Here is a 23,992-nt window from a genome sequence, read left to right on the forward strand (position 1 = left end):
GGCCGAATGCCATCTAGGCAAACACGAAAGTTGAAGACCGTTGGCTTGACGTCATAGCGTTTAGGGGCCGCGCATTTCCAGGCCTGTTTCGGTCACAGATGCCAGCGCACGCTTAATATGCCCACGGCGTCGACCCGACTCTTGCTCAAGCTTGCAGGGCGTTGGCCGATGCAGAAGGGTCAGAAACCAGCACTACAGGGAGCGTCATATGCTCGATATTCTGCTCAAACTCTACAGCTTCATTTCTCAAATCTGGTCATCGCTTTCGCAAGAACAGAAAGATGAAATTTGCCAGGCTTTTGTCGATCTGATGGACAAGGTATTCCGCGAATTTTTCAGGGCAAATGCAGAGGCAGCTCAATGAAATCACTGACTGATATCGTGCACGGAAATAACACCTTCGCCCCCAAAAGCGCTGAAACACTTGCAGTCACTACTCGCGCTGAAGTGAAAATGGCATCCGTCGCGATTCTTGGCACAAGCCTGGGGGCAACAAAGGCCTCCCAATTCGCTGACGGTGCTGCAAACTTCATTACTGATAATGAGTTTCTGGGCGAGCTTGAATCAGAGATTGGCCTGCCCCAAAAGTCCGAAACCGAAGATGAGTTCGTCGCTCGGGCGAAAAATGCAATGTTCGAAATGCTGAAAAGCAAACTCAAGTAAGCATAAAGCTCGCATGGAGTGCATCAGGTTCTTATGCAGCCCTGCACGCATCCTCATCAGGAATAGCAGCCGCCGTTGAGACGCCCTTCTCGTGGCATGGTGCTGGCTTTCAAGCTTGTTCTTTGCCACCAAAGTGCAATGCTTCGAAATAAAGTCTGAATACGTTTTGAATCCAGACTTTTTCTTTCAGCCGCAAATCTGACAGAGTTTTGCCCAAGAAAACTCAGGTGTGCCTGAACGAAGCCCAGCGCAAATTAGGCACGGAAAAACCAGCCCTCAGTTTGGCTTGCGGCCCCACAGGGAGCGTTCAAGATAGGCAGGCAGTAACCACACCCATGCCTCTCTCGGAGAAATCATGCCTGTACAAACGTTAAACCCTTGGAAATACCCTGCCTTTGCATCCAAACCAATTCTGGGATTGCTTTGGTTCGTGCTCGCCTTGATGACGATCATCGCGGGACTCAATGCGTCAGAAATTTTCTATTCCACCAGTGCACACCAAGGCCCGATCGGGCTTGATTTTAAACTGGGGGTTATTGCGACGTCGTTCAACGTGCTGGGGATCTTGGCCCCGCTGACCCCCTACATCCAACGCTGGCAAATTCGTCGGATGCGTGAGGAACATAAACGGCGTGGGGTAGCACTGCGTGTCAGACCTACTTACTGCGCAGCACTGATTGCCGGGACATTACTGATGGTCGCTTCCCGGGCAATTACCCTGTTTCTGGGATACCTCTGACACGGCTGCTGGGAAGGAAATAGAACGTCTGCCCTCCTTCCCACGCCGCAAAATGTCGTGGCTCACAGAGAGGCGGTTGAAAGACCGTTTCTCTGTGTTAAGGCACATTCTTGAAAGTTTTGCGTAAATGGAGTGACGGTAGCTCTGTATTGAATGCGTCGAGCTCCCGCAGCAGATCCTCAGCATCCATTAGATTCAGCTCAAAGCCATGTTTGCCGATGTTTGTTGAATTAAGTCGATCCTTAGCGGATTTGGAGAACTTGGAGGTTGTCGCAAGATAAGCAGAATTCACACCCAAGACGAGTTGTACACCAAGAAGCCTGTCCACGACGCCGATCCCAACAGTGCCTTTATAGCGTTTGCACTCCACAATCGCTTGCCGACCTGTAGCATGCTCAAAAGGTAAATATCGACTCCTCCATCCGCAGATTGCTTAGTCAACCTGGTCTGCCAGCCAAGACTTCTGAAAATCTCAGCGACAAGCCCCTCAAAACGTCGTGGGGTGATTGTATGAATATCGGTGAATTTACGCTTTAAATGAGTCGCGAGTTCGTCAAGGGCAATATTTGGATCTGAGACATCAAAACTTTTTAGTTCTCGGAAGGGAAGGTGGCCCATCGCCCACTATTTATCGACATTCCAGCGTTGTGGCGGGATACCCACCGGCGCCTCGCCCACCCACATAGCTTGCAAGAAGCCTCGCGGTAGTACGCTATATCCATATTACTCTCTTGTCTTGGCGGATAAACATCTGAAGCTGCTTTTTCCATCGGGGCCGAGCCAGCTTGAGGCACCGAGAGCTATCGCCTAGACAACAAGTGACCAAACGAAGCTGGATCAATAGAGACAGTGATAAGCGGGTCAACAGTTAGCCATTTCTCATGATTGCGCTCGATTTCGGAGCCATGGTGCTGAGTTTTAGGCACTCCCGGTGGAGCGACTCTTCGCTGCTGATCGGCAGGTTCGCCCGGAGAGTCTTTTTGACCCACTATCGCCGGCTCACCGTGAGTGAAGGCGAATACAACGACCCCAACCGCCGACATGGCAAGGATCGATAGACCTACGATACTTACTCGACGAAAGATGCCCTCAGCATCCCCTATTGGTTTTTCCACCATTTTTTTGAATTCAGCTGTCGAGAGAAAACGGTACAGCTTCGATTGCCATTCTGCACGCAGGGCTTGTTGAATTTTGATGAACTTCCAGCCAGAGAATACATTCATCGCTGTGTAGCCAAAAGCCACAATCATAACGACCGTAATGAGATAGGGATTGATCTGGACTGTTAGTCGAGCGGCTATCAACCCCAAGCCTACTGTTAACGCCGTAGCGATCGCAGCGACTGCTTGCCTGGTCGCATCGGTGGCTTTGGAGGCTTCTTCAGTCACGGCCTTACGTAGATCTCCCAGCGACTTGAGGGTGTCCTTTGTGATCTCGGACACTGCCATTTGATAGGCGATTTTTGCGCATTCGAGCGCAGCGGCTAGATGTTCGCGAAAATATTCCGCGACCTCTCCGTCTGACCTTCCTGACCGCGCGATCTCTGCTGAAAGCAGAATATGTTTCACCTCTGCTTCCCTGGCGTTATCAAAAACCCAACCAGCTGCTTCCTGAATAACCTGAAAATCCTCCAAACCAACGCTTTCGGACTCTCCTGCCTCAAAGGATTGCGCAAAGGTCAGGTTAAGTTTCGGTGGCCCTTTGAACGTCAGCGTATTGCCCGTCGAGTCTATTTCGTTGGCCACGCAACGGCTCAACACATTGAACGCATGCGTTGCCCATATCTGTTGATAAGAATTGTCTTCGACTAAGCCTTGGCCCTCCGCAAGTAACCAGTGCCGAACATCGTCAGGTACCGTTCGAACAGTGGCAGACTCCTTCACCAATAACCTGGGTGCTTTGGTTGCCGGCGCTACCTCGAACATCAGAGCATCATCCCACCCGCAATACACCCTGGCTCGCGAAATGAAGGCCTGTTTTAAACCAAGCAAACGCCAGCGGGCGGCCGAGTGCCCCTTCTGCAAATAGCTACTGAATCCAACTTCCGTGACCAAAAACAGGTCATCAACCTGCTCTTGCGCTGGCGGCAATACTTTCTCAAGCTGGATACGGAACGGCCCGAAATCCTCATGAACTTCATCAAAATCGTACTCACTACCATGACCGTCAACAATGCTGACGGGCCACGAAGCGTCGGAGGCGGCCCGCGCAACCGTGAGGGTCGCACTGGACGACAGATTTGACACGATAAGGCTCGATGGGCCCTCTGAGATCAGCGCGAGCCCTTTTCGAGCCAAGTCATTAAGTAGGTTGGCCAGGCTTAGGTGCAACAACACTGTCCTCCGTGACCATGTCAGTCTCCACGATGATTTGCCTTTTATCGCCTTTCAGCTCTATCACCCGCACATTAGGATTTTCGACCCTGTCAGGGAATAGGATAGTCACCCCCTCCACGGTCATAATCTTGCGCATGTAGGGCTGCTTGAGAATTCTGCGATCCGGTTTGAAACTAAGCTCGTGCACCTTGCTTGTTCTCACCCGCTTACGCGTCTCACGCTCAAGCCGATTGGCGACCTTTTCATCTTCAGGATGCCCAGCAGCAACCAATACCGCTTCGACGATGGCGTCTTCGTCAATCTTACTGCGCGAGCCAAGTGATGCCTGCGCCTTCTTGACAGCCTTCGACACATCCTCGTTTGGAAGATCCTTTTTGCAAGCCTGCAAAGTCGCCCTGATCAATTTGCGCGTGATTTCGCTTAGCTCAGTATCAGAAACCGCCCTGGCGACCGAAAGGAAGTCGGCAAAATAATCTGCGATATCCGGCCCCTGCTTGGTGCGATCGGTGGCCGAAACCTCTTGGTTAGCCACCCCACTGACAACACGTATCAATGCAGTTTTCTGAATGGCTTTTTTGTCATCAACCAGCGCGTTGACGATTCGCCGTAGCGCGTTCGCTGGTGCGGCATCGTCCTGCTCTAGCGCAAGTTTGTAGTCATATTTGATCAAGCTGTAGATCTTCACATCAGGATCCTTTACCTCCAGCTCGAACATGCACAACACCCCGTCAGCACTGCTGATGACGTGTTGGGTGTTGAAGCTCAAGGCAAGACTCTGCGCTCCCCGCTCAAAGGTGGTGTCGCCATTAGCGATTGCCTCGATCTCGCGCCGTGTGGTGGAAAAGCCCTTGAACATGAACACCGGCGCTGCCGCCGTATCCAGAATCTTGCCAACGAAAAAACCTTGCTCTTCCAATGCGCGCTCTGGCATGGCTTGGAAAGCCTTGGTACCAACGACATGAAGAATCATTCTTTTTATCGTTAGTGACCCTTGCTCTTCGTCCGTAAAAAAGCTCATCTAAACTCCAAGTGCAGCCGTAACTCCTGCAGAGCAGCAGGATAGGCATGCTTGCGGCGAACCGCTCAGGCAAGTAGATATGGTTTTAAAAATATGCGCCTAACGACGCATGCTCTGCAAAGCCAGTTCGACAGGTAACATCTGATGCTCTGCTCCAACACGCCAACATATGGCGAAGGTCAAAAAGCTGGCAAGCAACCAAGAGCCGCAAATCTCAGCTTATGACCGAATAGTTTACAAATAAAAATCCCCGCACCTTCGGCCTTCCAACTTTGCATTCTCAGCGAAGATCTCGACCATGGCTTCGATCCCAGATAAAAATCTGGCTTGGCCTTTCTGAGCATCCCAACATTTTCTTTGCCGCGCGACCGGCCTGTGTTTCAAGCATCGGTTAACGTGCTGCAACTCTGTGCTGCCATCATCAACCTCGCCTACCAGACAAATCACCCGGACAATTTTCATTGCATGGACCATGCTATTGACCTACGATCAATAAATCAACTTAAAAAAATGATCGAAGGTCAATAAATGATGAATGCGCTGCTCTTAAAACGCGCAATGAAGTACCTAAATCTCAGTGGGGTAGCACTGGCTGAAAAAGTCAGCGCCCTGCGAGAGGATGGGAAGCGCACCGCACCTGAGACAATCAGCCGCTGGTTGAATGGTACGCGGCCAGTTGACCCATTTCTCATGGGTTGGATTGCGGAAATGGTGCGATCTAAGCTGTTGACGGATGATGAGCCCCGAGTTCAGCTACCCAAAGAAGGGCTGATCATTGCGATCGCCAATCTGAAAGGTGGAGTCGGTAAGACAACCGTCGCCATGTATCTTGCTGCGATAGCAAAATCGCTTCGCCTGAAAACCACATTCCTCTTCGCTGAGTACCCCGAAACCAGGCGATACTCAGAAAATATCATTCACCGCTTGGAAGCACTTAGGATTAACTGCCCTGCGCTCAGTCCGGACGAGATTCTCGCCTATCGACCGTCAGCAGGTGAGATCGTGATCGTAGACGTTGCCAATAGCGTAACCCACGATTCTTTCCTTCCCCGCGAGAACACAGGGGATCGCCTCAAAGCAAACATCGACGGTTTTCTAAAAAACTTCCGCCCTGATATTTACCTATTACCCGGGGAGTTCAGCAGCAGCTTTGACAATTGGGCACTCAAAGATTTTATCGACAGTGATGCACTCCACGCTCCGGTGCAGCTATTGCACCGCCCACGCCTCATGTGCATGGACTTTGCCGCCACCGCAAGCACTGATGGGCTTGATGTGACCGCCGAATTATTCTGCCCCTTCTTCATCCCTCAGGCGATATCCTCATCACCGGCACTGCCTCGGGATTTCATGAGCGAGTGGCAGAATCTGGATCAACAACATCATCACTACCGACTGTTTGAGCATCTTTTGGAGATGCTGGGTGGAGAGATCATTGACAGCTACCAGATGATGCAGAATGTCCGAAAGGCCTGCCTGGCTGACCTCCTGAATCTGGCGGAAGATACGCCACAGTTCAAAAAAGATCGTCTGAAGCCAGCAGCAATGGGAGAGGGTACCTAAAGTACCGGGCTCAGGAAGCCGTTGATGCCCCCCCCTGGCGACTCACTCCCTGTTACTTCTGGCCAGTACCCTCCTTTCCCGGTTGAATGGCCTGTGTTGCAGCCCTATGTCTTCAGCCAAGGTTAACTCCCGGATTACTTCACTCGCTTGGGGCGCAGCTGCCTATCGATCGACCAAACGATTCGTGAACATGCTTCTCTGCCTGTGGTAGTCAACACACCGCTTCATCCGCTCCTCATCTAATGTAGCCGTCAGAGTGACGGCATTCGCCACCTCACAAGCAGGTTCATCCGCCAGCCAATCGGCATATTGTGCAATGCACTAAAAAGAGCCCAGGAATCTTGGGAGCTCCGAGGTACCCAGTACAAACCACTCGGATCGATCTCGGTTTCTATATCGACCGAACCTAACTCCGATGCTTTAGGGAATGACTCCAGCAGCTCTGGCGCTTGATCAAGACGGAGATATACGCAAGCAAGAGCTTGACTGCAAAGCGGCTGTATTTTTTCCACGACAAGCTCTTGCTTTCATATTTTTCCAAGTATTTTAAATGAAAGAACAGAATGCCTTTTTTGGGTCACAAGGCCAGGAAGCTCAATCATTTCCCCACTACTAAGATTGAGAGTGTAAGAGATAATGCGGATAGGAAAAATTATGAGTCATTACTCAATGAAGAATATATTTTGATTTTATGGAGCGAGCTCAATCAAAGGGAGGCCACTCCGACAGGCATTTTCTAGGATTATAAACAAGTACCCCTAGGGCATTCGAATCAGCCGGATTTACTATCCAACTGTGAAGTCACAGTGAGCCTGCTTGGGGGGCACCTATGCTCCTCCCATTTGGGCTCGAACGCATTGGAATGATGATGCTTACAGGAAATTCAGGGTTTCGTACACGCTGTATGGCTGAGCTCTCAAATTCACCCCAAATCGGAAAAAATATTTTTCAGAAACGCTCAAGTTCCAAAATTCCGAACCGTTATTCTTTATAACCACCTTGTACCACGCAGACTCATACGCATTGATCGGTACAGGTTTTTATAGTGGGCATTCGCCCACATTCAATTTAGCCTAAGGAACGACGCACCTTCATTCGATGCAGGTGTAAATTTATGAAACGTATCCAATCCGCTGTTGCATTGCTCGTCGCAATGACCGTCTCCTCCGCGAATGCTGAATCCACCATCCTCCAACAGTCAGAGGCACTCAAATTAATCCGAGAGACTGCCAAAGATTTTTGTAATGAGGCGCAAACAACTGGCTCCAGCCATGAAGCAAAAATCAAGGGCTCAGTTGAGGTAAAATTGGGCGCCCTCGTTAAAAAGTTGGGTGATGGGAGCGCTTCGCTCGCAGCCGACTATTCGCAGGACTCCTTCGTTGGCGTACTTCGAAATCAGGTGCTCGATAGCATCAAAGAAGCAAACAACTGCCGCAAGGACGTTCTCGAGCTGTTAATTGACCGGCTACTGCCCATTAACAACAAGCCAAAAACCGTCATTGAAAACTCAAAAGCCTACGGTTCGTCACCCCAGGATGCGTATTTGATTGCTACTCACCCAACAAAGGTTTCCGTCAAAGATGTGAGTATTCTCAGCTTTAGAGACGACGACGCAGCCAATTTTTTGACTGCCTCCTTGGAAAACCAATCCGAAATCCCGGCTCAGGATGTTCTAATTGACTTGGTAAACGATAAAAAAGGAACCCCTTTAACGAAAGCTTCGGTTATTCCTGTGAAAAAAAGCAATTACTACTTGGTGGCCGACTCGAACGGAATCACCATCCCAGCCAAATCCATCTTGGACTTCCCTTTTATCTCAGTCGCACAGCTGGCTAATTTGTTGGGCGCCAAGAATGACGACTACTGTTTGTATGATGCCTCGCCGGAACCAATTGACGTGATTGCAAAGAATGCCGGCTTTCTTGAGTCTCTAGAGCATATGCCGCCAGAAATCCAAGGAATGCAACCGGCAACACAGCAGGTTGGCCTGAGGCTAAGAATCAAGTATCAAACCATTTTCAAACAAACCGTGACCAACTATGTGATGGTGTTCGCTCACTTTACCGAGAAAGGCAGCAAGGGTTGGATTTGGTACCCAAGCACCAAAAAGGCTGGGCCTGTGCAATGCATCAGTGCTTAAACTGCTACTGCTATAGCCTCCCGCTCAAAAAAAACGACCAATGTCTTCATTCCACAGATAGATTGGGGTTGAAACCGGTAGCGTTGGGAGATCGTAGATAGCGTATCGGGCTCATGAAGCCGCCGGAACCCTCTGGCGGTTCACTACTTACCCCATCTAGGCCATACCGTCCTTCTCGTTAGAACGGCCTGCATTACATCGCCACAGGTTTCACACGAATCGCGCGTGTAGCCTAAGGCATTAAGGGAGCTTCAGTTGCATCGAAAATCGCCTGCACGCCGCCCATGAGTTCGGGCCGCAAAATCGCACTCCACTTGATCACCCGGTTGCATTCGTTCTGACCAACGATTGCATCGAATTTGATCAGCGTGCTTTGTCACCATGACCGGCAGAAAACGACTGAAGCAGCCACTCACGTTAGGCTCTTTCGGCCAAATCGGCGCTGTTCACGGTACACGATTATTTCTGTATATCGACATTCTGATCAGCAACCCGTCGAACATGCCAGATAGAAGTCTTCGATTACGGTTGCCCAGGCGGCGGGGGTGTGCTCTCTGTCTTTAATACGCTCTTTCGTGCGGAAGTCTTCCTGGCAGGGCTCTTCGGCTGTGTTAGGAAAGTCTCGCAGCTAAGTATGAGCTCTCGGCCATAAGCTCGCGAGGCGTCACAGACAGCATTGCGATTTACCGCCAGGATCATGTAGGCAGCGTGTGCCGCCGCTACAATTAAAACTACTGTAGTTTTGCTGCCCAGTGGGGCGCTAATATCCCATGACATACGCCAAAGGGTAAGCGTGCAAATTGCTACAACAAAGACATTAAGCAACAATGCAAAATTCTTGACACCGAGCAGGTTTCGGCGAAAACCATATGTGACGTTCTCTCCGAATAGGATCGGAAAGACTTTCGTGTTGCGAGTATTTTGGCGAAGCCACACACCGCATTGACCGTAAAACAAGTCTGCAGCGTCTTGATTTTCGCGCTCTTCTTCAGGACTGGGAATCGCCACTTTCAGCTTGCCAGCGATAAATTCTCGATATCGCTCTTTTGAGCCTCCATCGATGGTCTGGTCGTTCCGACGAAACATGGTGATCGATGGAATGCCGCCTTGCTCTTCGTATATCTTGGATTCGATTTTGCGGCCGCGAGCACGCGAAAAGTCCGCGATAGCAAACAGCATAACGAGTAGCCCCAGCGACGCAATCATGTTCGAAAGTCCGAACGTCTTCCACGAGATCAAGAGCGTCAGAGCAGCGAGTGCCGGTGCCGCTGCAATGATGGCTGGAAATAGCCTTGCGCGAATAGAATAGGCGTCGAAGAACTTAAAAATCTCCATCAGCGGCCCTCCACTTCGTTTGCAAACTCTTCCGCAACTGCCGGAACAGCATCGGGATGACCGGAGCCCTTGTAGTGGCAAATCCACTTCGTGCGGGTGGAGTAAACCTTGAAGCCCCTTCGCATGAAAGCGTTCTTCACCTGCGCTCGCGGGTAGTCGTGCTTGTTTGACCCGACCGAGCAAAAAGCGGTACCGACCACTGTGCCTGGTGGTTGCTTGGGGCCAAGCCACATGTCCAAAACTGAAGGCGTAACGTTATGCCTGCTTCCATGATGGGGCACTTGTACGAACCTGGGCCTTTTCAAGCCAAGCTGAGCCCCATAGTCGGCTGCCTCCGCCAATCCGATGGGGCCAACGTCAGCGGTAAGTAGAACGCCCTTGTCTTCGAGTACGGCGTACTGCACGACGCAACTTTCATTGGACGCGGACGTCTCGGTGTTGCTCGCGAGCGTTTCGATGTCCCAGTTTTCCAGCACCCTCTTTGCACCTTCGACTAAAGACCGCAGCAAGCCGAACTCTCGTGAATCTGCCACTTCGGCGGTGTACCTATCGGGTGTCTTGCCAAAATCGGGGATCGAGTTGACATACCGTTCTCTTGTTGGTGCAAGCACGGTAAACACCCCGATTCGCGCACCTTGAAACACCTCGTGGATGTGAGTCCCCTTTTTGATGGCAAGCCTTTCCAGTTCTACCAGATACGGGTGCCTCTCCTTGATGTTGTCGATCAGCCCTTGCAGGGTGAAGTTGCCGTGGAAGTGATGAAGAATCTGATCGGCATACAGCCACGGCCTGTTCATCCAAAGATTTTCAACCTCGATATTCTCCATCACACCAATAAGCCCAGTCGCATGATCATCATCAGCGTGCGAAAGCACCATGTGATTGATGCGATATCCCGGATAAAACGCATTGATGTGCGTGATGATGGTTTCAGCCGTTTCAGTGCGACCCCCATCGACTACATGAAGGTAATAACCGTTAACGTCGTCACCGTAGCGGATAACGATTGCGTCGCCAGAGCCTTCTCCCACGGGTAAGAAATCGACCTCATAGCTCATTATTGCTACTTCCTTGGGCTAAAACAGCGATTGCAAAAAGACAAATAAATATGCAACTTGATATTTTTACGAGTAATCGCACATTCACGTCAAATGGTTGATTTCTGACTTTCGGTCACCCAAAGTCAAAGCGCGCCGCTTGAATCAACGCACAAATATCCCTACTGCACCTTTGGCAGCGATCACCATGAGCGCTGGCAATCCTTCAACGCTCATCTGGCGATGCAGGGTACTCAACAAATTCTCGTCAAGCTCACTCGGGCGAGCTGGGCACCCATCGGGATGCGAATGCCATTCGCCCACATAATCCACCATGCCAGCAGTACGCTTATGTACCGCTTCCAGCGCTTCTGCCTGACCTTCTTGCCCTCTGATGAAATGGCTCGTACTGGCCTCGCTGTCTGGCGGCGCCGGCAGAACATCAACAATGACGATCGTCTTCGTTTTCAAATCCGTGACGCCGAGGATCGCGCCACCCGTTTCGTTCGGCAGGGCCTTCTGCCGAGCGGCGCACAATTTCTGAACCAGTGACTCGTCGTACTTCACCGTCCAGCCAGATGATTGCGCGGTATGTACCTGCGCGATTTCGACCTCATGAGCTGTAACTGATCCGGATTGGTCATCTGATTCCCAGACACAAATCCTGGCCTGCGGCTTGGCCACCGACTGCCGAAGCTGCCTGGAAAGGATTCCGGCATGACCATGAATAGACTCACCCGACATCCTTACCGAAATGTCACGGCAGCCACCACCCACCCAGCGATCCCCCAGAGGCTGGGCCAAGTGCTCATGACCCCAATCGTTTTCCAGTATCGCTCGGTAGTACTGCCCCTCCAGACCATCGACGCGCTGAAGCCTGTCCTGATCTTCGAGAATCATCACACTTGAGAGCCCTGAAGGTGTAACGAACAAGCTCACGGTACGGGGAGCTTCCGGCCTATGGGCGAGCTCACGTGGTACCTCCAACGTGGTCGTCACATCCACCACGATTTGCGCAGCTCTCAATGACGAGGCGATCTCCTCGGTATCCTCAAGTATGCCTTTGGCAATTGCCTTGGGTGGATCCCAGTTCGGAAAGGTCGCGGCAGCCAGATCCCTCACGACGTTGACCTTCGGCAGGCCAACGAATGAATCGAACGCCACATGGCGGCATAGATTGTGAGGCAGCACCCGATCAGGGTCTATGAAAGTCCACCGCCCCCAGCCTTGGCGAACCCATAGATCAGCCAACACGCTACCTAAGGCCCCTACCCCGGCCAGGACGCCTTGGATGTCACTGTTCTCCTCAGGGGTGCCCGATAGATCACGAGCGACTTTGGCTGTGAGAGCCGTCCGAACCTCTACCGACAAGAGCGGAATCATTCGCCAGGCAGTACCGACAGTTCCCCCGATGACTACGCTACGGTGACTCAATCCTTTCGAATCGGGCGGCCCCAACATATCCAGGGCCGTTGCGAGGTCAAACAGAGAGACGTCCAGCATGTACCCAGCTACGTCAAAGCGTTCAGCCTCACCGTCGCGTACGCGCGGAATCCAGACAGTGATGAGGATACCTTGGCCTTGGGCGGGCGCAGCAGAAACACCGCCTTCAACCGCGTCATAAACGGTCGCATGAAGTGACTCATAGAGGTCGCTGCCCCAGCAGACGAGTTGATCGTGCAGATCACCCAAGGTCTCGGGATAACTAGCCAATGTTGGCGATCCCACGGGATTTACCACCATTGAGACCATCCTGACCATCTTCGACTGGTCGCCCGGCTGAGTGGGATCGGCCCTCAAGATGATCGAATCACCTACATCCACTTTGCAGACGGTCAACGTGTTGCTATCTGACTTTGCGTAGTCGGTATAGTTGGAAGGCAGGATGAGCTGGTAAGGGCTCAGGTAAAAAAGTTGCTCAAGCGGCTGATCATCCCTGTGCAACTTCAACAGCGCAGACTCTCGCAGCCACCAGAAAATTCGAGCGATGAAACGCTCCGGCGTCCAGGTTCGCTCGACCGTCGACCAAATGCGGTCGTACAGACAAAACACCCTAGCCCCGCCCGGGGACGGTGGATGCTGGTGCGACAGTACAGGGAAGTCTTTGCGCAGCGCGTAGACCACCACCGGCACCCGGTAGTCAGAATTTACACCGACCGCCAATCGCTCGCGTCGCCTGATTCCGGCGAGATTGCCCGAATCCACTGTACCGTCTCCGGCATCAATGACGATGTATTCGCTGCTTCCCTTCCCTGGCGTGTCCTTCCTGATTTCTCGAACATCGGTGTAGGGACAAGCCCGCAAGGCTTTGAGCAGTGCCTGGGTCTGGGAATAGAGGTGATCCTCCCCTGACCCGGCCCACGCCTCACCGAGTTCGTAGTAATCGATCATTCGCATTTGCCCGCGCGGGGCGGAATCGACGCCGCCACGGAACTCGGTACCGCTCCGGCAAGCGCTGCAGCAACGGCCAGCAGTTTGACCTTACCATCCGACCCGACCTCGAAGTCCATGCAAGCCTTCTCACCGAGATCCCCCGTGCAAGAGAACCAGCCATCTACTTCGTTCAGGATGTCCTGATACTCCCGCTTCGCCCGGATGCAGGGTGGATCGCAATCGTCGTCGAGAATCTCAGTACTGCTGGAAACAATCGTTGCCCCATTGCGCGCCTGACTCAGGGCCTGACGGGCATCCCGGCTAACCTTGGCGCCCTCACCCTTGCCCGACCAGCTGTCCCACGAAAGCGTGTGCCAGGAGCAGTGGTGCGGAGCCAGGAGCAGATCATATTCAAGCACCTCGGGCGTGGACTCGTAATGACTCCACATCCGCTCCCAGATCAATACTTCAGCGTCACCGCCGACAAGGAATTTGGTTTTGGTTTGCGAGTGAGCATATGGCGAGATCTGAATATTCATGATCACGCTCGACTCGTTTTTCGTCAGCTTTTCTTCCAGAACCGCATCATCTTCATGCGGTGCCGGTGCAAGCAGGTGCGAGGTGAAAAACTGCGGAAGGTTTTCACCCGCGATCTGGCTGAAAGTCTGACCGGCTTTAACCAGGATTGGGCCAAGGTCGTCAGTCTTCCCTTGGTTGTCTTCGCCCATGATGCGAATTCGGTTCCCATCACCTGCGATCCCATAATTTCGCCAGTAGGTTACTCGCCGCCGCGCTTCTTTATCGAAAGCTTTCGCGTCGTCGCAGAGGATGTGGTTCTTCGAGCTCCGACGGAATACCAGAGGCGACGACCACATTTCACGGATCAAAATCCGCCTCTCCCAACGATCCTTGCCGTCGTCAGGGTAATCCGCAGGATCGCCAAGCCAGAAGTGATTTCTCAGACCGGCGCAATGGTCTTGGTCTGGGTGACTCAGCAGGAAGGCGTTGACGAATGGACGATCCTTTGCATCCCACTGCAGCCGCTCCCGCAGTGCCCTGCCCACGTCAGGAGTATCATCGTCCGGGTTGTCCGCTGCCTGGCGGATCCGCGAGTCAATCAGAATGGTGGTGACAGACGTATCGGCCAGCCGAATCAACGTCATGTCACCGGTACCTACTTGGAAAAACGTCACCTTGGCAACCATATATCCCTCCCCGGGCACTGCGCCATCTTTGAGAAACGCTACAGCTAAGGTAAGATACGTATAGAAACACAACCCGTCTATATACTATTCGAATATTTTTTATACCCATTACCGACCAGGCTGATTTCAGATGACTGCTACCGCTACCCGTACCGGACGTTGGGGCCAGGAGCGCCGCCTTGAATTCATTGACTTTCGGCTGCTGTGGGAGAGAAAACTCAATCGCTCAGACCTGACGAGCTTTTTTGGAATTTCTGTTCCCCAAGCGTCACTGGATTTCGCGACTTATCAGGAGCTCGCCCCTGAAAATATGGCCTATGACCGAACGCTGAAAGCGTACGTGGCAGGCCCTGACTTCAAACCCGTCCTGACCAACCCAGATCCAGGGCACTATCTGAATGAATTACTGCAGCGCGGCATTGGCAATATTGCCCCCACGGATAGCTTCATCGGTTGGGCACCCCCAGTTGCAAGCCTGCCGTCCCCCACGAGGCAGGTTGATCAGCAGATCTTGATCAAGCTGATCAGGGCGCTCCAAGTAGGCGAGGCCGTGGACGTCGACTATCGATCAATGACCAACTTCGATGAGCCAGCCGTTCGAACGATCTTCCCCATATCGTTTGCCCATGACGGCTTCCGTTGGCACACCCGCGCCTTCTGCTTCAAGTCAGAGGCCTTCAAGGATTTTGTTCTAGGTCGCATCAATGCCCTGAAAGCTTCATTCGCCCCTCCTTCAGAGGTGCCAGAGGACGTTGAATGGGAGACCTTCATCGATGTGGTCATCGGCCCGAATCCGAGCTACCCGCCTCAAAAGCGAAAAGCGATCGAGCACGATTACCAGATGGTGAATGGCGAAGCTCGGCTTAGGGCTCGCAAGGCACAACTGTATTACCTAAACCGCCGGCTGAACCTGAATTTGAAGCCAGACGACCCGGTCAGTGAGCATCAGCAAATCGTGATGCTTCGGATTGAGAACGCTCACAAGGTGTCAGCAGTAGATGAATGAAGCCACTCCAGCCAAGCCAAAGAGGGATCTGACGATCCTCATCATCATCTATCTGCTGGCCCTTCTGGTCTTCGCGACCTACTCCATTGGTGCGATGGCTCTGGGTTGGCTTTCTGAACCCTACAGGCCGCTGAGAGTGCCTTTGATGTGTGGCGCGATCGCCTACGTTGGCGGAGCCCTGTACTGCTTCCGCGCGATCTATCTCAACAAGTGCGTTCACAAGCGCTGGGATCCGGACTGGCACGTCTGGTATTTCATCCGCCCCATCACCAGCACAATCGCCGGTGCAGTGAGCTACCTCTTCCTGAAAGCAGGTCTATTGGTACTGGAGTCGACCGCGAACGCCGGAGCAAGCGAAATTGGATTTTTCGCACTGGCCTTCATAGCCGGCTTCAACGTCGACAAGTTCGTGGCGAAAATTGAGGAGGTCGCGAAGGCGGTTTGGGGCATTGATAAAACACGAAGTGGACAGACTCGGGCTGGTGAGGCGGAGCCTGCCAAACCGTCCACCCCAACCTCCCCTCAAGCCTGAATTAGGTTCTTGCTTGGGAGTGTGATGCGGCAGGCCCACTACCTGCCGCTTGGTTTGGAGGTGGGCGTTCGTCTCTGCAGCCGCCCTGCGGGTTCGCCGATCAGCAACTCAAGTAAGTAGGGGTACCAGTATTTTCAGCTGCAGGAAGACAAACCAGGCGAAGCAGCCGCCACTCGCTAGGAACAGGCTGATGAGAGTGAGCCGGCACAAGGGGAGCATTGTGTTTTGCCATTGCGCCACAATACGAGTGAACGTTAGCGCAGAAGCGTCGGTGCGGAACAGGTAGATGAGGCCTTCTGCATGCGCCGAAACCATCAGATTTCGAGGGGTTGGTAGCCGCGACTGAAAATCCAGCGGGCTGTTAAGCCAGCGCACCACCAAATCGCCCTCCTTGCCCACCTTAGCCATTTTCACCTCACTTCCATTCATGATGCTCAAGTGGAGGCTACGCAGAGGCGTATTACGTGGGCAAAATCGATGTACCGGCTTGAATTCTTCGAACTCGTTCGGCTTGAAATCCTCTCGCCAAATCGCTGTCGATGTCAGCTGGGCGTACTCACAAAGTGCATACTCGATTCGTGCGGATGCGAATTCACCAAAGCCACCGTAGGCTGGAATGTCACCATGCTGAGTGATTGCAACTGCAAGCTGGTGTGTATTGGACTCTGGCTTAATTCTGCCCACATCCAGGTCATAGGGTTTAATGTTCCACCAGCGTCGCAGCTCATCCTCAACGAGCGCGAGCAGCCAGCGCCGCCCTTCAATGCCAAGGTACTCATCCTTCCCAGCAAGCGTGCGCTTTAGCAGAACCGGACATCTCCACTCGAACCAGATTACCGCTAACAAGTAAAAGCCCCCGCCGACCAGCAACCAGCTCAAGGGCCCCACCGCAGCCGCAGCACCTTTCAACTCGGGAGCTGCCTGAAGGAATGCGGCAACCAGGCCCCCCACCGCTGCGAGCTTGATACCGGTGCCAGACTTCATCCGCGACCAAAACGACCAGCTCGTCATTTGTCGGAACCGGTGATACGCCATTTCTTGGCGCGTGTTGCGTCGCTCAACCAGGGGAGGCCTGTAAACCTCTTCATTCGGGAACTCATCGCAAAACCAGGAAATCCAGCTGAACTCAAACCGCTTCTCCCTACGCTTGTAACGGCGGTGCTCTTTTTCCGACTCCTCTATCTGACGCCGCATCTTGTCGGTAAGCACGAAGGCCTTTTTAGGCTTCTCGATTGAGCCACTTTGGTCGATTTGGTTTTCGGGTTCTGTTGGTTGGTTTTGAGCTGACAATGTGTTGCTCCTTGTCTTCGTGTCAGGGTGGGCTCTACAAAGGCTTACGCCTCCCTCCAGTGTTCAGCTATCAGGGCAATCATCTCATGCTTGCGCAGAGTCCAATTGGTACACAGAATTCGGCACTCTACCTTTGGATCAAAGCACACCGTGTCACTCTCTGGAATTTTCAGCTCACGCTATCAGCGTCGTTCTTTCCTCGTCGCCAGCACGCTCGTGATCGCGGCGTGTGGTGTCCTCATCATGCTGATCGCCTACTACGGGAAGGATCAGGCTCTGTGGGAAGCCTTCAACAACTACTTCATTTCCATCGTCGCCAGTGGCGCCTTCGCCATTATTTCAACGCTTTACCTGTCCTATTTCACAGACCCACGATTGGCGCGCGCCGAGACACTGATCCTGCCTCAGGACATTGATGAGAACCTGCGCCGGCTGGCCGGCGGCGCGCACGATTACCGAATCTACGTGCGTACAGGCCGGCATTTCCGCGCCAAAGCGCTGCCCACCCTCGTAAAGCACGTCGGCAGCCCATTCGCCTGGACGTTATTTTGCTGGATTTCAGGGATACTGAGGTTTGCCGACGATACGCCGAATTTCGGAAGTCAGCGTCCTTTGACCACTATCTATGGAGCAGAGAGTACGTTGAGCACGAGGTGCTTGCGACGATCATTGCTCTTGCCCAAGCCGTAAATCTCAATCGTCCTTTCATCCAGGCAGAACTGCACCTGAGCAGCCGCCTATCCACGTTCCGAATAGAGGGTACCGCGGATGAGATCATGGTCACCCGCGAAGACCCGAAAGATTACGCGTATTGCCACACCCGCAAGCACAAGGATTTTGGGACTACTGACCGAGTTCAACTGGATCAAGAATGAAGCAGAAGAAATTACCGTACCAGCCCTGCCCGATCCTCACCCGTGTGCAATTCTCTCGACCATGTTCGGTGACCTGGTCTCGCCGGAAAGCCAAGCTGCTGCAGCGAAAGCCACAAGCTCCCCGGCCCCGTATGCACGCTGAGCTTAATGAACGCCTCTCCCGCGAGCATTTCCTCTGCTGCGATCGCGCCGCTCTGCTCAAAGCCCTGAAACGGTGGATAGCAGAACAGAACCCCACATGACTAATGCATCCCCACGGATTTTTTGTGTTGTTTCTGAAGCGCCAAGAGGACGAGGAATGGCGACTGCATCTTTGGCCTAGTGATCGAGCAGACGGCTATGGCATGCCTGGTCGCGTGCATACCCATGACAAACACGTTGATAGTCGAATTCTGCTCGGCACCTCGACCAACCTGCAGTACACGGTGAACGAAGTAGAGACAGGCGCTTGGCCGCTGTATGAAGCGCAGTACCACGGGGACAGGCACCTAACGCAGACAACTAACTTGCTGAGGAAGACATCGACTCGTGTTGACCTTTCGGAGAACGAACCATCACGGATGCTGGCAGGCGATAGCTACCGGATCGAACGGCATACGTCCCACGAAGCAGTCCCCTCACCTGGGCTCACCACCTGCACCTTGGTCTGTATGCACTCTCCAGCCTCTGGATCGATCAAGGTCGTTGGTGTAGATGGCTACCCCGACGTTTTGAGCTTCGAGCGAAGCGAGCATCCAGGGCATCTGCTCTTGCGCCATCTCTAAGTAGGCTAGGTGTAGGGCTGCGGCTCGGGCTAGTGATGGAGCGCGCCACGCATGGCTGCACCAATGATGTCAAACGGCCATTCCGTGATAGTATTCGCCCCTGCCGAAACACACCACCAGACCGCTCGAACGTTGCCAACGTCACGTAAGCGGCTTTGCACCCTCCTGACCAACCTTCGAGCTCTGCGCGTTCAGCGCGCACGCCCTAGGCAATGTGATGTGCAGGGCAGTGAATCTGCGCCCATCTACCAACCAGACCTGGTAAGTCAAACATGACAAGCTCAACGGAAGATGCTGTTGAAAAGCGCAAAGCCCCCACCACCTCGGGCGGCGCAAACGACGAGGTGTTCGAGAAGGTAGGCACTCACGAGCCGCTTCCAAAATCGCCTGTGTTCCTAGCGCTTCAGGGTGGCGGTGCCAAGGGCATCGTCCATATTGGCGGCATCGCTGCTCTGGAAGCGCTCAATTTCGACATCCGGGCAGTATCGGGCACCTCCGCAGGCTCAATGGTCGCCGCGCTGATCGCTGCAGGCTTCAACTCCAAGGAACTCGTCGACCCTGACGGCAAAAAGCACTTTTTTACAAGCAAGCTCTTCGGCAAAGAAAAGGGTCAGCTAAATTATTCGAAACCGACGCATCTATTTACACGCCGGGGTTGGTTTACGATCAAGTCTGTCGTACGACTTGGCAAAGCGTCGAAGATCTTTTCGCCTTGGCCCGACGACTCAGACCTGGCAACGATGGACAACTGGTTCACGCGAGCCATCATCGCAGCCTTGCTATCCTGGTTTTTTTATTTAACCTGGCCCATGCCGTTTTGGCCTTTGGTGTTCACCGGGATTGGGGTAATCGTTTTCATGATCTGGGCACTGGTCGGCCTTACTACGGTGCACAAAGTCCGGAATTTCATAGACGCTGCGATCGCCTTCAAACTCAAGGAAAACGGCAAAACCCACAAAAACAAGAACATCACTTTTCGCGATATGCACAATGCCGGCTGCATCCCCCTAAAAATTATCGCTACAAACAAAAGCTCCGAGAGACTTGAGCACTTTTCGTACAGTCGCACGCCTCGGGTGAGCGTAGCAGACGCGGTGGCAGCCTCTATCTGCCTTCCCATCATTTTCAGGCACTGGAAATTCAACTTCCTTCGCCATACGCCGACGGGCGTTGAGAAGGTCTATGGGAAATTCCTCGATGGGGGACTCGTATCGAACCTACCGGCCTGGGCGTTCGATGAAGAAAGACTCAAGCAAGCCGACGCCACCACCGTGGCGTTCAGCCTGGAAAGCCCTGCCCCGAAGGATAAGATGCATTGGCTGTTATCCATCGCTAATACAGTTGTTAATGGGTCAGGTGAGATCCATACCCGGGCGGCTGGCTCAATGGCGACCGTCGCGCTTCCGACCACACTGGATCTCCTGGATTTCGATGTGTCTGCCGAGGACGTCTATGCTGAGGTAGACAAGGCCAAGGTCAAAGCTTTGAAAGACGTCGGTAACGAACTCATTCACGCTCCGAACGCGTTGAGCAAGGGTGCGAAGGACATCCACGCTATCCTTGAGCAGATCCTCAACGAAAAGGGACGCAGGTTCACCACGAAAGTCTCACGCTATCGATTGAGGGTCGCATTAGGCGCTCAGATTGGCTACTCCACCTCGGACGTCACCTTTGTCTTCGATCATGGCTATGACTCAGGCGATCCTGATCGGTACGCAACCGTGCCCTTGAAGGGTTCCTACGCGGGAACCGCCTGGAGCCAAAAAGAGGCGTTAGCGACCGTCGAGCCACACAAGGAGCCGCTGATGGAAAATGCTTGGCCTGCGATGAACTGGATGGTATGTATTCCATCGTACCCCAAGGACAAGGTGTGCAGCGCTAACCGGTATGGCGAACAGATAATCCAAGGATCAAGGGACAAAATCCGTCCATGCATCATCAAAATTGATTGTGATATGCCAATTCGAAATAGTCGTGGCGCGCAGGAAAGATTTCTTGACTTTTTGACAGAAGCTCAACTCGCCGTGCATGATTATGCTAACGAGGTTGGAATTGCAAGCTACGTGCAGGGCCAAAACAAATGGAAATAAAACTCCGCATCCCAGGTGGTACCGTCATCTCTTCGAACTCGAAGAAACGAACCAATGCGAAAAAATCGGCTGCTGGTACCGCTTCTGAATATATTGAAGAAATCAGAGAAACAGCTACCGAAGTGCGTGAACTTATTCGCCAAAGCAATGAATTAGACCAGCTTGAAAAACATCTCGACCAGGTGGGTTACGCAGAATGGGTCAAAAACGGCGACAAGGAAAGGTTTTATGAAATCATGAAGACGCTCAACTCAGGCGCTGCCACGGCACGCGAGTATTGGGAAGAGCGTCACAACAGCAGCCCTAATCATCGAAAAAACCGGATTCAGTCCACATCCTCGAAGCCGAACAAGAAGACTGATGACGACTACGGGCCGAAATTAGGATAACTGGGGCGCCGTGAAGAACGGCGCTTCAGTGTTTGTTTGAGGCTCTTTAATGCTGCTGGCCACTCCCCGCGCGTTAAGTATGTGCCTACCTATGTTGCCCGTGGTGATTAGCGCCTAAGCCCTCACACCTTCACGCCCTTCACATTAAGCCACTCAATCATGCACCAATTTATCCTACAAGGCTTATTTCTTTAGCATAAACAAAGCCTTCGGTGGTGGTGATTGGTACGTTGGAAGGGCTGCAAAAAACGTCGTGCTTGCCTATGTTGTTTTCAGCACGACAAGACCAATCGAGCTCCTGAATCACCTTCTTTTCGTGGAGCTCCGGGAGTTCCCGACATTTGTCTGCAATAATATTCGTAACATTGAAAACAAACTTGTACATATCGAATCCGAGTTCGTAGACCTTTCCGTCAAGCCTGAGGCTCGGCTTGTGGCAGAACAGTTCAAGATCCTGCATAAGAGTAGTGGCGTAGTCGAAGATCTCAGCAATATCACTCATATCCTTCTGCACGAATTGCAACTTAGCTTTGTAATTTTTTTTTCGTTAGGTATCGTGTTATCGATAAATGATTTCACGCTTCTTGCAAGCACTTCGAGTGGTATTAGAAGGTGTTGCGAATGGCTAACGAAAACATTTTCCTCGACCTTTACATGAAGGCGAATTTCGTCAACGTCGCCGACATGGTGAAAATAGTTTCTGATAATCCGGAGCATTTTGAATTCTGGAGCAGCTTTGATGCTGCAGTTGAATAGCTCAAGTAGCTTATCAGCCGTAGAGTGGAGGTTATTCAGGTAGGTAAATAGCGTGTTGATGTCCCGCTCTTCAGAATGCCTGATGTCCAACAGCTCGCGCTGGCTGTGAAAATACCGATCAATAAACGTGTACTTCTCCATGTGGCTAGGCTCCACTCCTCGGCTGATTTCACATCTCTTAGACTGGGGCGCAAGCTTGTTCGATCTCGTGCTCATTCACCCCGCTCTGCGCACAAGCCAGGGCGAGGTAAGCCATGCTCTGACAGCCTCCAGACCGTCCTGCCTGCGCGAATAGGCCGGACTATATCCATCCTTGTGCATGACCACCACAAGCCCATGCCCACATTTTGCTCGCCAGGTTGATCCGAAGCCTTCCACTTGCTGACCACCTGCTGGACGTGCGATCCGACACCGAGCCCCGTATAGGTCAAATTCCAATATGTGTGCAGTAAGCGGCTCCGCAGGTGCACCATCTGCTTGACCAATGCCAGTTTCACCTCTCTCTACACGACTCGCCTCATCCCCGAAGGCGTCTGGAGCCGCGGTAGTGGTCGAGTGAGCGCATCCGTCCCATCACCGCATCCCAATGCCCACCCGAGTTCTTGCAGACGCTTAGGGAGGCTCCAAGGCCGCGTCGATCAGAGGACTCACAGTCAGGACTCTTAACAGTGTTAATTCGAATGTCAGAGCTACTGCCGTGGGCACCCTTTCGTGTACCCATGGAATTGCGTGTACCTATGCAATCAGTCGAGATTGATAAAAATCGATGATAATTGACTGTAGGCGGGTGCGTTGTGGGCCACCTTGGTTGCAAACTCGACGGGCTGAAGGGAAGCAATTTGAGCAAAACGTAAACCTGTCGAAGGCCCCGTTTTACTGGGTTTAAGGGGTGGTTTAACTTTGAGGGGCTGCGCGTGCTAAAATGGAGTTACGAAACAAGTCCATTCTCTCCAAAGCCCCTATACCACGCGGGCTTTAGGCAGCTAGAAAGGTTTCGAGAGGTTGAAGGGGTGAGCGGCTTTTTTGTTTACCTTTACTACCAACCGAAACTAACGCCCAACATTTTGCCTTTCTCGATGCCACCCAGGAAGAAAGCATCATTGGCCATGACGCCCCAACTCTTGAGCGTATTCATTGCACGCTCGTGAGACGGAGCATTGCGGGCCGCAACGATCGAGATACGAATGCGGTTTTCGTATTCAGGATTGAGCTTTTTGTACTTCTCCTCGACCGACTGGATCTTGGATATCCGCACCATGAATTCCTTCAGCGGCCCAGGGTTATGGGGCTGCATGACGTTCTTCACTTCATGGGCATGAAACTCTGTCAGCCCAGGGCCTGCATGATCGATTCAGATTGATCGCCGGCGAGTACGCCGTCAAAGTCGAATGCGATGCGCAGGGTTTTGTCAGCTTCGTCGTCTTCGAATTTTGAGTCGAGAACTTGGCCAGCCGGGTGCCCGGCTTTGATGGCCGCTTCCACGTCTTTTTTGTCACCCGACAAAAACAGCGCAATATTCAGTGCAGGGATGTACTCGTACGCGGATTTTCCCTGCATGAAAATCGCCCTTGTCATTCCCAGTCCGTAGTGCTCGATAGTCTTCAGTACGCGCAGCCCGGTGTCGGGATCATTCCGCGAAAGAAATATTACCTCGACGAGTGGGTCCGAATGATCGACGCTCAGGTCATTCACTGACAGTAAACGCTTGATGAAGGGGAACGCTATCCCATTAGGAAGCGGGACGTGGAGGATTTCTTGCTGAAACTTGCGGTACTCATCCTCTCCCTGGCTCTGAAACACCGCGTCCGATGCCAACAGATCAAACACGGCGCTGGAGGCCACGCCTATTACCAAACGATTTTCTAGCTCATAGGGCATTTT

General features: G+C 52.6%; 20 protein-coding genes and 2 pseudogenes. 11 read left to right on the top strand and 11 right to left on the bottom strand.

The annotated features are described in order from the left end of the window. The first annotated feature begins 208 nt into the window (after positions 1-208). The 3 genes from ACSFE6_RS00130 (at position 209) to ACSFE6_RS00140 (ending at position 1,402) form a co-directional block, all read left to right on the top strand. Complete coding sequence (locus ACSFE6_RS00130) at positions 209-364, top strand: hypothetical protein (protein ID WP_435425753.1); 156 nt, start codon at positions 209-211, stop codon at positions 362-364. After that, positions 361-663, top strand: a complete 303-nt coding sequence (locus ACSFE6_RS00135) for a hypothetical protein (RefSeq protein WP_435425754.1) — start codon at positions 361-363, stop codon at positions 661-663. The genes ACSFE6_RS00130 and ACSFE6_RS00135 overlap by 4 nt, the downstream gene beginning before the upstream one ends. A gap of 355 nt (positions 664-1,018) precedes the next feature. Then, complete coding sequence (locus ACSFE6_RS00140) at positions 1,019-1,402, top strand: hypothetical protein (protein ID WP_435425755.1); 384 nt, start codon at positions 1,019-1,021, stop codon at positions 1,400-1,402. A 97-nt stretch (positions 1,403-1,499) separates the two neighbouring features. On the opposite strand, the gene ACSFE6_RS00145 is transcribed toward ACSFE6_RS00140, so the two are convergent. From ACSFE6_RS00145 to ACSFE6_RS00160, 4 genes and pseudogenes are all read right to left on the bottom strand, one after another. Then, the gene (locus tag ACSFE6_RS00145) at positions 1,500-1,832 is read right to left on the bottom strand and encodes a restriction endonuclease (RefSeq protein ID WP_435426014.1); all 333 of its coding nucleotides are present in this window, start codon (positions 1,830-1,832) and stop codon (positions 1,500-1,502) included. Continuing rightward, positions 1,814-2,020 (bottom strand): annotated as a pseudogene (locus ACSFE6_RS00150) (restriction endonuclease); the annotation flags it as partial. The pseudogene ACSFE6_RS00150 and the gene ACSFE6_RS00145, both read right to left, overlap by 19 nt. Positions 2,021-2,202: 182 nt before the next feature. Beyond that, entirely contained in the window at positions 2,203-3,648 is a 1,446-nt protein-coding gene (locus tag ACSFE6_RS00155; RefSeq protein ID WP_435425756.1) for a hypothetical protein, read from the bottom strand. A gap of 55 nt (positions 3,649-3,703) precedes the next feature. Further along, complete coding sequence (locus ACSFE6_RS00160) at positions 3,704-4,756, bottom strand: nucleoid-associated protein (RefSeq protein WP_435425757.1); 1,053 nt, start codon at positions 4,754-4,756, stop codon at positions 3,704-3,706. A 531-nt stretch (positions 4,757-5,287) separates the two neighbouring features. Between ACSFE6_RS00160 and ACSFE6_RS00165 the strand changes: the two genes are divergently transcribed. Together ACSFE6_RS00165 and ACSFE6_RS00170 are read left to right on the top strand one after the other, a co-directional pair. Continuing rightward, positions 5,288-6,319 carry a ParA family protein gene (locus ACSFE6_RS00165; RefSeq protein ID WP_435425758.1) on the top strand — a complete coding sequence of 344 codons (1,032 nt, stop codon included), beginning with the start codon at positions 5,288-5,290 and terminating at the stop codon, positions 6,317-6,319. 1,114 nt (positions 6,320-7,433) lie between these two features. Beyond that, the gene (locus ACSFE6_RS00170; protein ID WP_435425759.1) at positions 7,434-8,459 is read left to right on the top strand and encodes a hypothetical protein; all 1,026 of its coding nucleotides are present in this window, start codon (positions 7,434-7,436) and stop codon (positions 8,457-8,459) included. 522 nt (positions 8,460-8,981) lie between these two features. On the opposite strand, the gene ACSFE6_RS00175 is transcribed toward ACSFE6_RS00170, so the two are convergent. From ACSFE6_RS00175 to ACSFE6_RS00190, 4 genes are all read right to left on the bottom strand, one after another. Continuing rightward, the gene (locus ACSFE6_RS00175) at positions 8,982-9,794 is read right to left on the bottom strand and encodes a hypothetical protein (RefSeq protein WP_435425760.1); all 813 of its coding nucleotides are present in this window, start codon (positions 9,792-9,794) and stop codon (positions 8,982-8,984) included. Next, positions 9,794-10,852: a ComEC/Rec2 family competence protein gene (locus tag ACSFE6_RS00180; protein WP_435425761.1), complete on the bottom strand. Its 1,059-nt coding sequence runs from the start codon at positions 10,850-10,852 to the stop codon at positions 9,794-9,796. The genes ACSFE6_RS00175 and ACSFE6_RS00180 overlap by 1 nt, the downstream gene beginning before the upstream one ends. A gap of 144 nt (positions 10,853-10,996) precedes the next feature. Next, on the bottom strand, positions 10,997-13,222 hold the full coding sequence (locus tag ACSFE6_RS00185; protein ID WP_435425762.1) for a Mov34/MPN/PAD-1 family protein: 2,226 nt from the start codon (positions 13,220-13,222) through the stop codon (positions 10,997-10,999). Beyond that, positions 13,219-14,409, bottom strand: a complete 1,191-nt coding sequence (locus ACSFE6_RS00190) for a metallohydrolase (protein ID WP_435425763.1) — start codon at positions 14,407-14,409, stop codon at positions 13,219-13,221. The genes ACSFE6_RS00185 and ACSFE6_RS00190 overlap by 4 nt, the downstream gene beginning before the upstream one ends. A gap of 130 nt (positions 14,410-14,539) precedes the next feature. On the opposite strand from ACSFE6_RS00190, the gene ACSFE6_RS00195 reads away from it, so the two are divergent. Together ACSFE6_RS00195 and ACSFE6_RS00200 are read left to right on the top strand one after the other, a co-directional pair. Beyond that, entirely contained in the window at positions 14,540-15,415 is an 876-nt protein-coding gene (locus tag ACSFE6_RS00195) for a WYL domain-containing protein (protein ID WP_435425764.1), read from the top strand. Then, positions 15,408-15,947, top strand: a complete 540-nt coding sequence (locus ACSFE6_RS00200) for a hypothetical protein (protein ID WP_435425765.1) — start codon at positions 15,408-15,410, stop codon at positions 15,945-15,947. The genes ACSFE6_RS00195 and ACSFE6_RS00200 overlap by 8 nt, the downstream gene beginning before the upstream one ends. Positions 15,948-16,055: 108 nt before the next feature. Here the strand turns inward: ACSFE6_RS00200 and ACSFE6_RS00205 are convergent, their stop codons facing one another. Continuing rightward, positions 16,056-17,237 (bottom strand): hypothetical protein, encoded by a 1,182-nt coding sequence (locus ACSFE6_RS00205; RefSeq protein WP_435425766.1) that lies wholly within the window; start codon positions 17,235-17,237, stop codon positions 16,056-16,058. 243 nt (positions 17,238-17,480) lie between these two features. On the opposite strand from ACSFE6_RS00205, the gene ACSFE6_RS00210 reads away from it, so the two are divergent. From ACSFE6_RS00210 to ACSFE6_RS00220, 3 genes are all read left to right on the top strand, one after another. Beyond that, positions 17,481-17,927, top strand: coding sequence for a hypothetical protein (locus tag ACSFE6_RS00210; RefSeq protein WP_435425767.1), 447 nt, complete (start codon positions 17,481-17,483; stop codon positions 17,925-17,927). A gap of 1,221 nt (positions 17,928-19,148) precedes the next feature. Beyond that, positions 19,149-20,966, top strand: coding sequence for a patatin-like phospholipase family protein (locus ACSFE6_RS00215; RefSeq protein WP_435425768.1), 1,818 nt, complete (start codon positions 19,149-19,151; stop codon positions 20,964-20,966). Then, positions 20,957-21,355: a hypothetical protein gene (locus ACSFE6_RS00220; RefSeq protein WP_435425769.1), complete on the top strand. Its 399-nt coding sequence runs from the start codon at positions 20,957-20,959 to the stop codon at positions 21,353-21,355. The genes ACSFE6_RS00215 and ACSFE6_RS00220 overlap by 10 nt, the downstream gene beginning before the upstream one ends. 169 nt (positions 21,356-21,524) lie before the next feature. Here ACSFE6_RS00220 and ACSFE6_RS00225 read toward each other — a convergent pair whose 3' ends face one another. Continuing rightward, entirely contained in the window at positions 21,525-21,857 is a 333-nt protein-coding gene (locus ACSFE6_RS00225) for a hypothetical protein (RefSeq protein WP_435425770.1), read from the bottom strand. A 119-nt stretch (positions 21,858-21,976) separates the two neighbouring features. Here ACSFE6_RS00225 and ACSFE6_RS00230 point away from each other — a divergent pair, with 119 nt between their 5' ends. Beyond that, the gene (locus ACSFE6_RS00230) at positions 21,977-22,111 is read left to right on the top strand and encodes a hypothetical protein (protein WP_435425771.1); all 135 of its coding nucleotides are present in this window, start codon (positions 21,977-21,979) and stop codon (positions 22,109-22,111) included. 1,051 nt (positions 22,112-23,162) lie between these two features. Here the strand turns inward: ACSFE6_RS00230 and ACSFE6_RS00235 are convergent. Beyond that, positions 23,163-23,989, bottom strand: a pseudogene (locus tag ACSFE6_RS00235) (5'-nucleotidase); the annotation flags it as partial. Positions 23,990-23,992: the final 3 nt, after the last annotated feature.

The organism is Pseudomonas baetica (assembly GCF_051216495.1).
Classification (GTDB): Bacteria; Pseudomonadota; Gammaproteobacteria; order Pseudomonadales; family Pseudomonadaceae; genus Aquipseudomonas; species Aquipseudomonas baetica_B.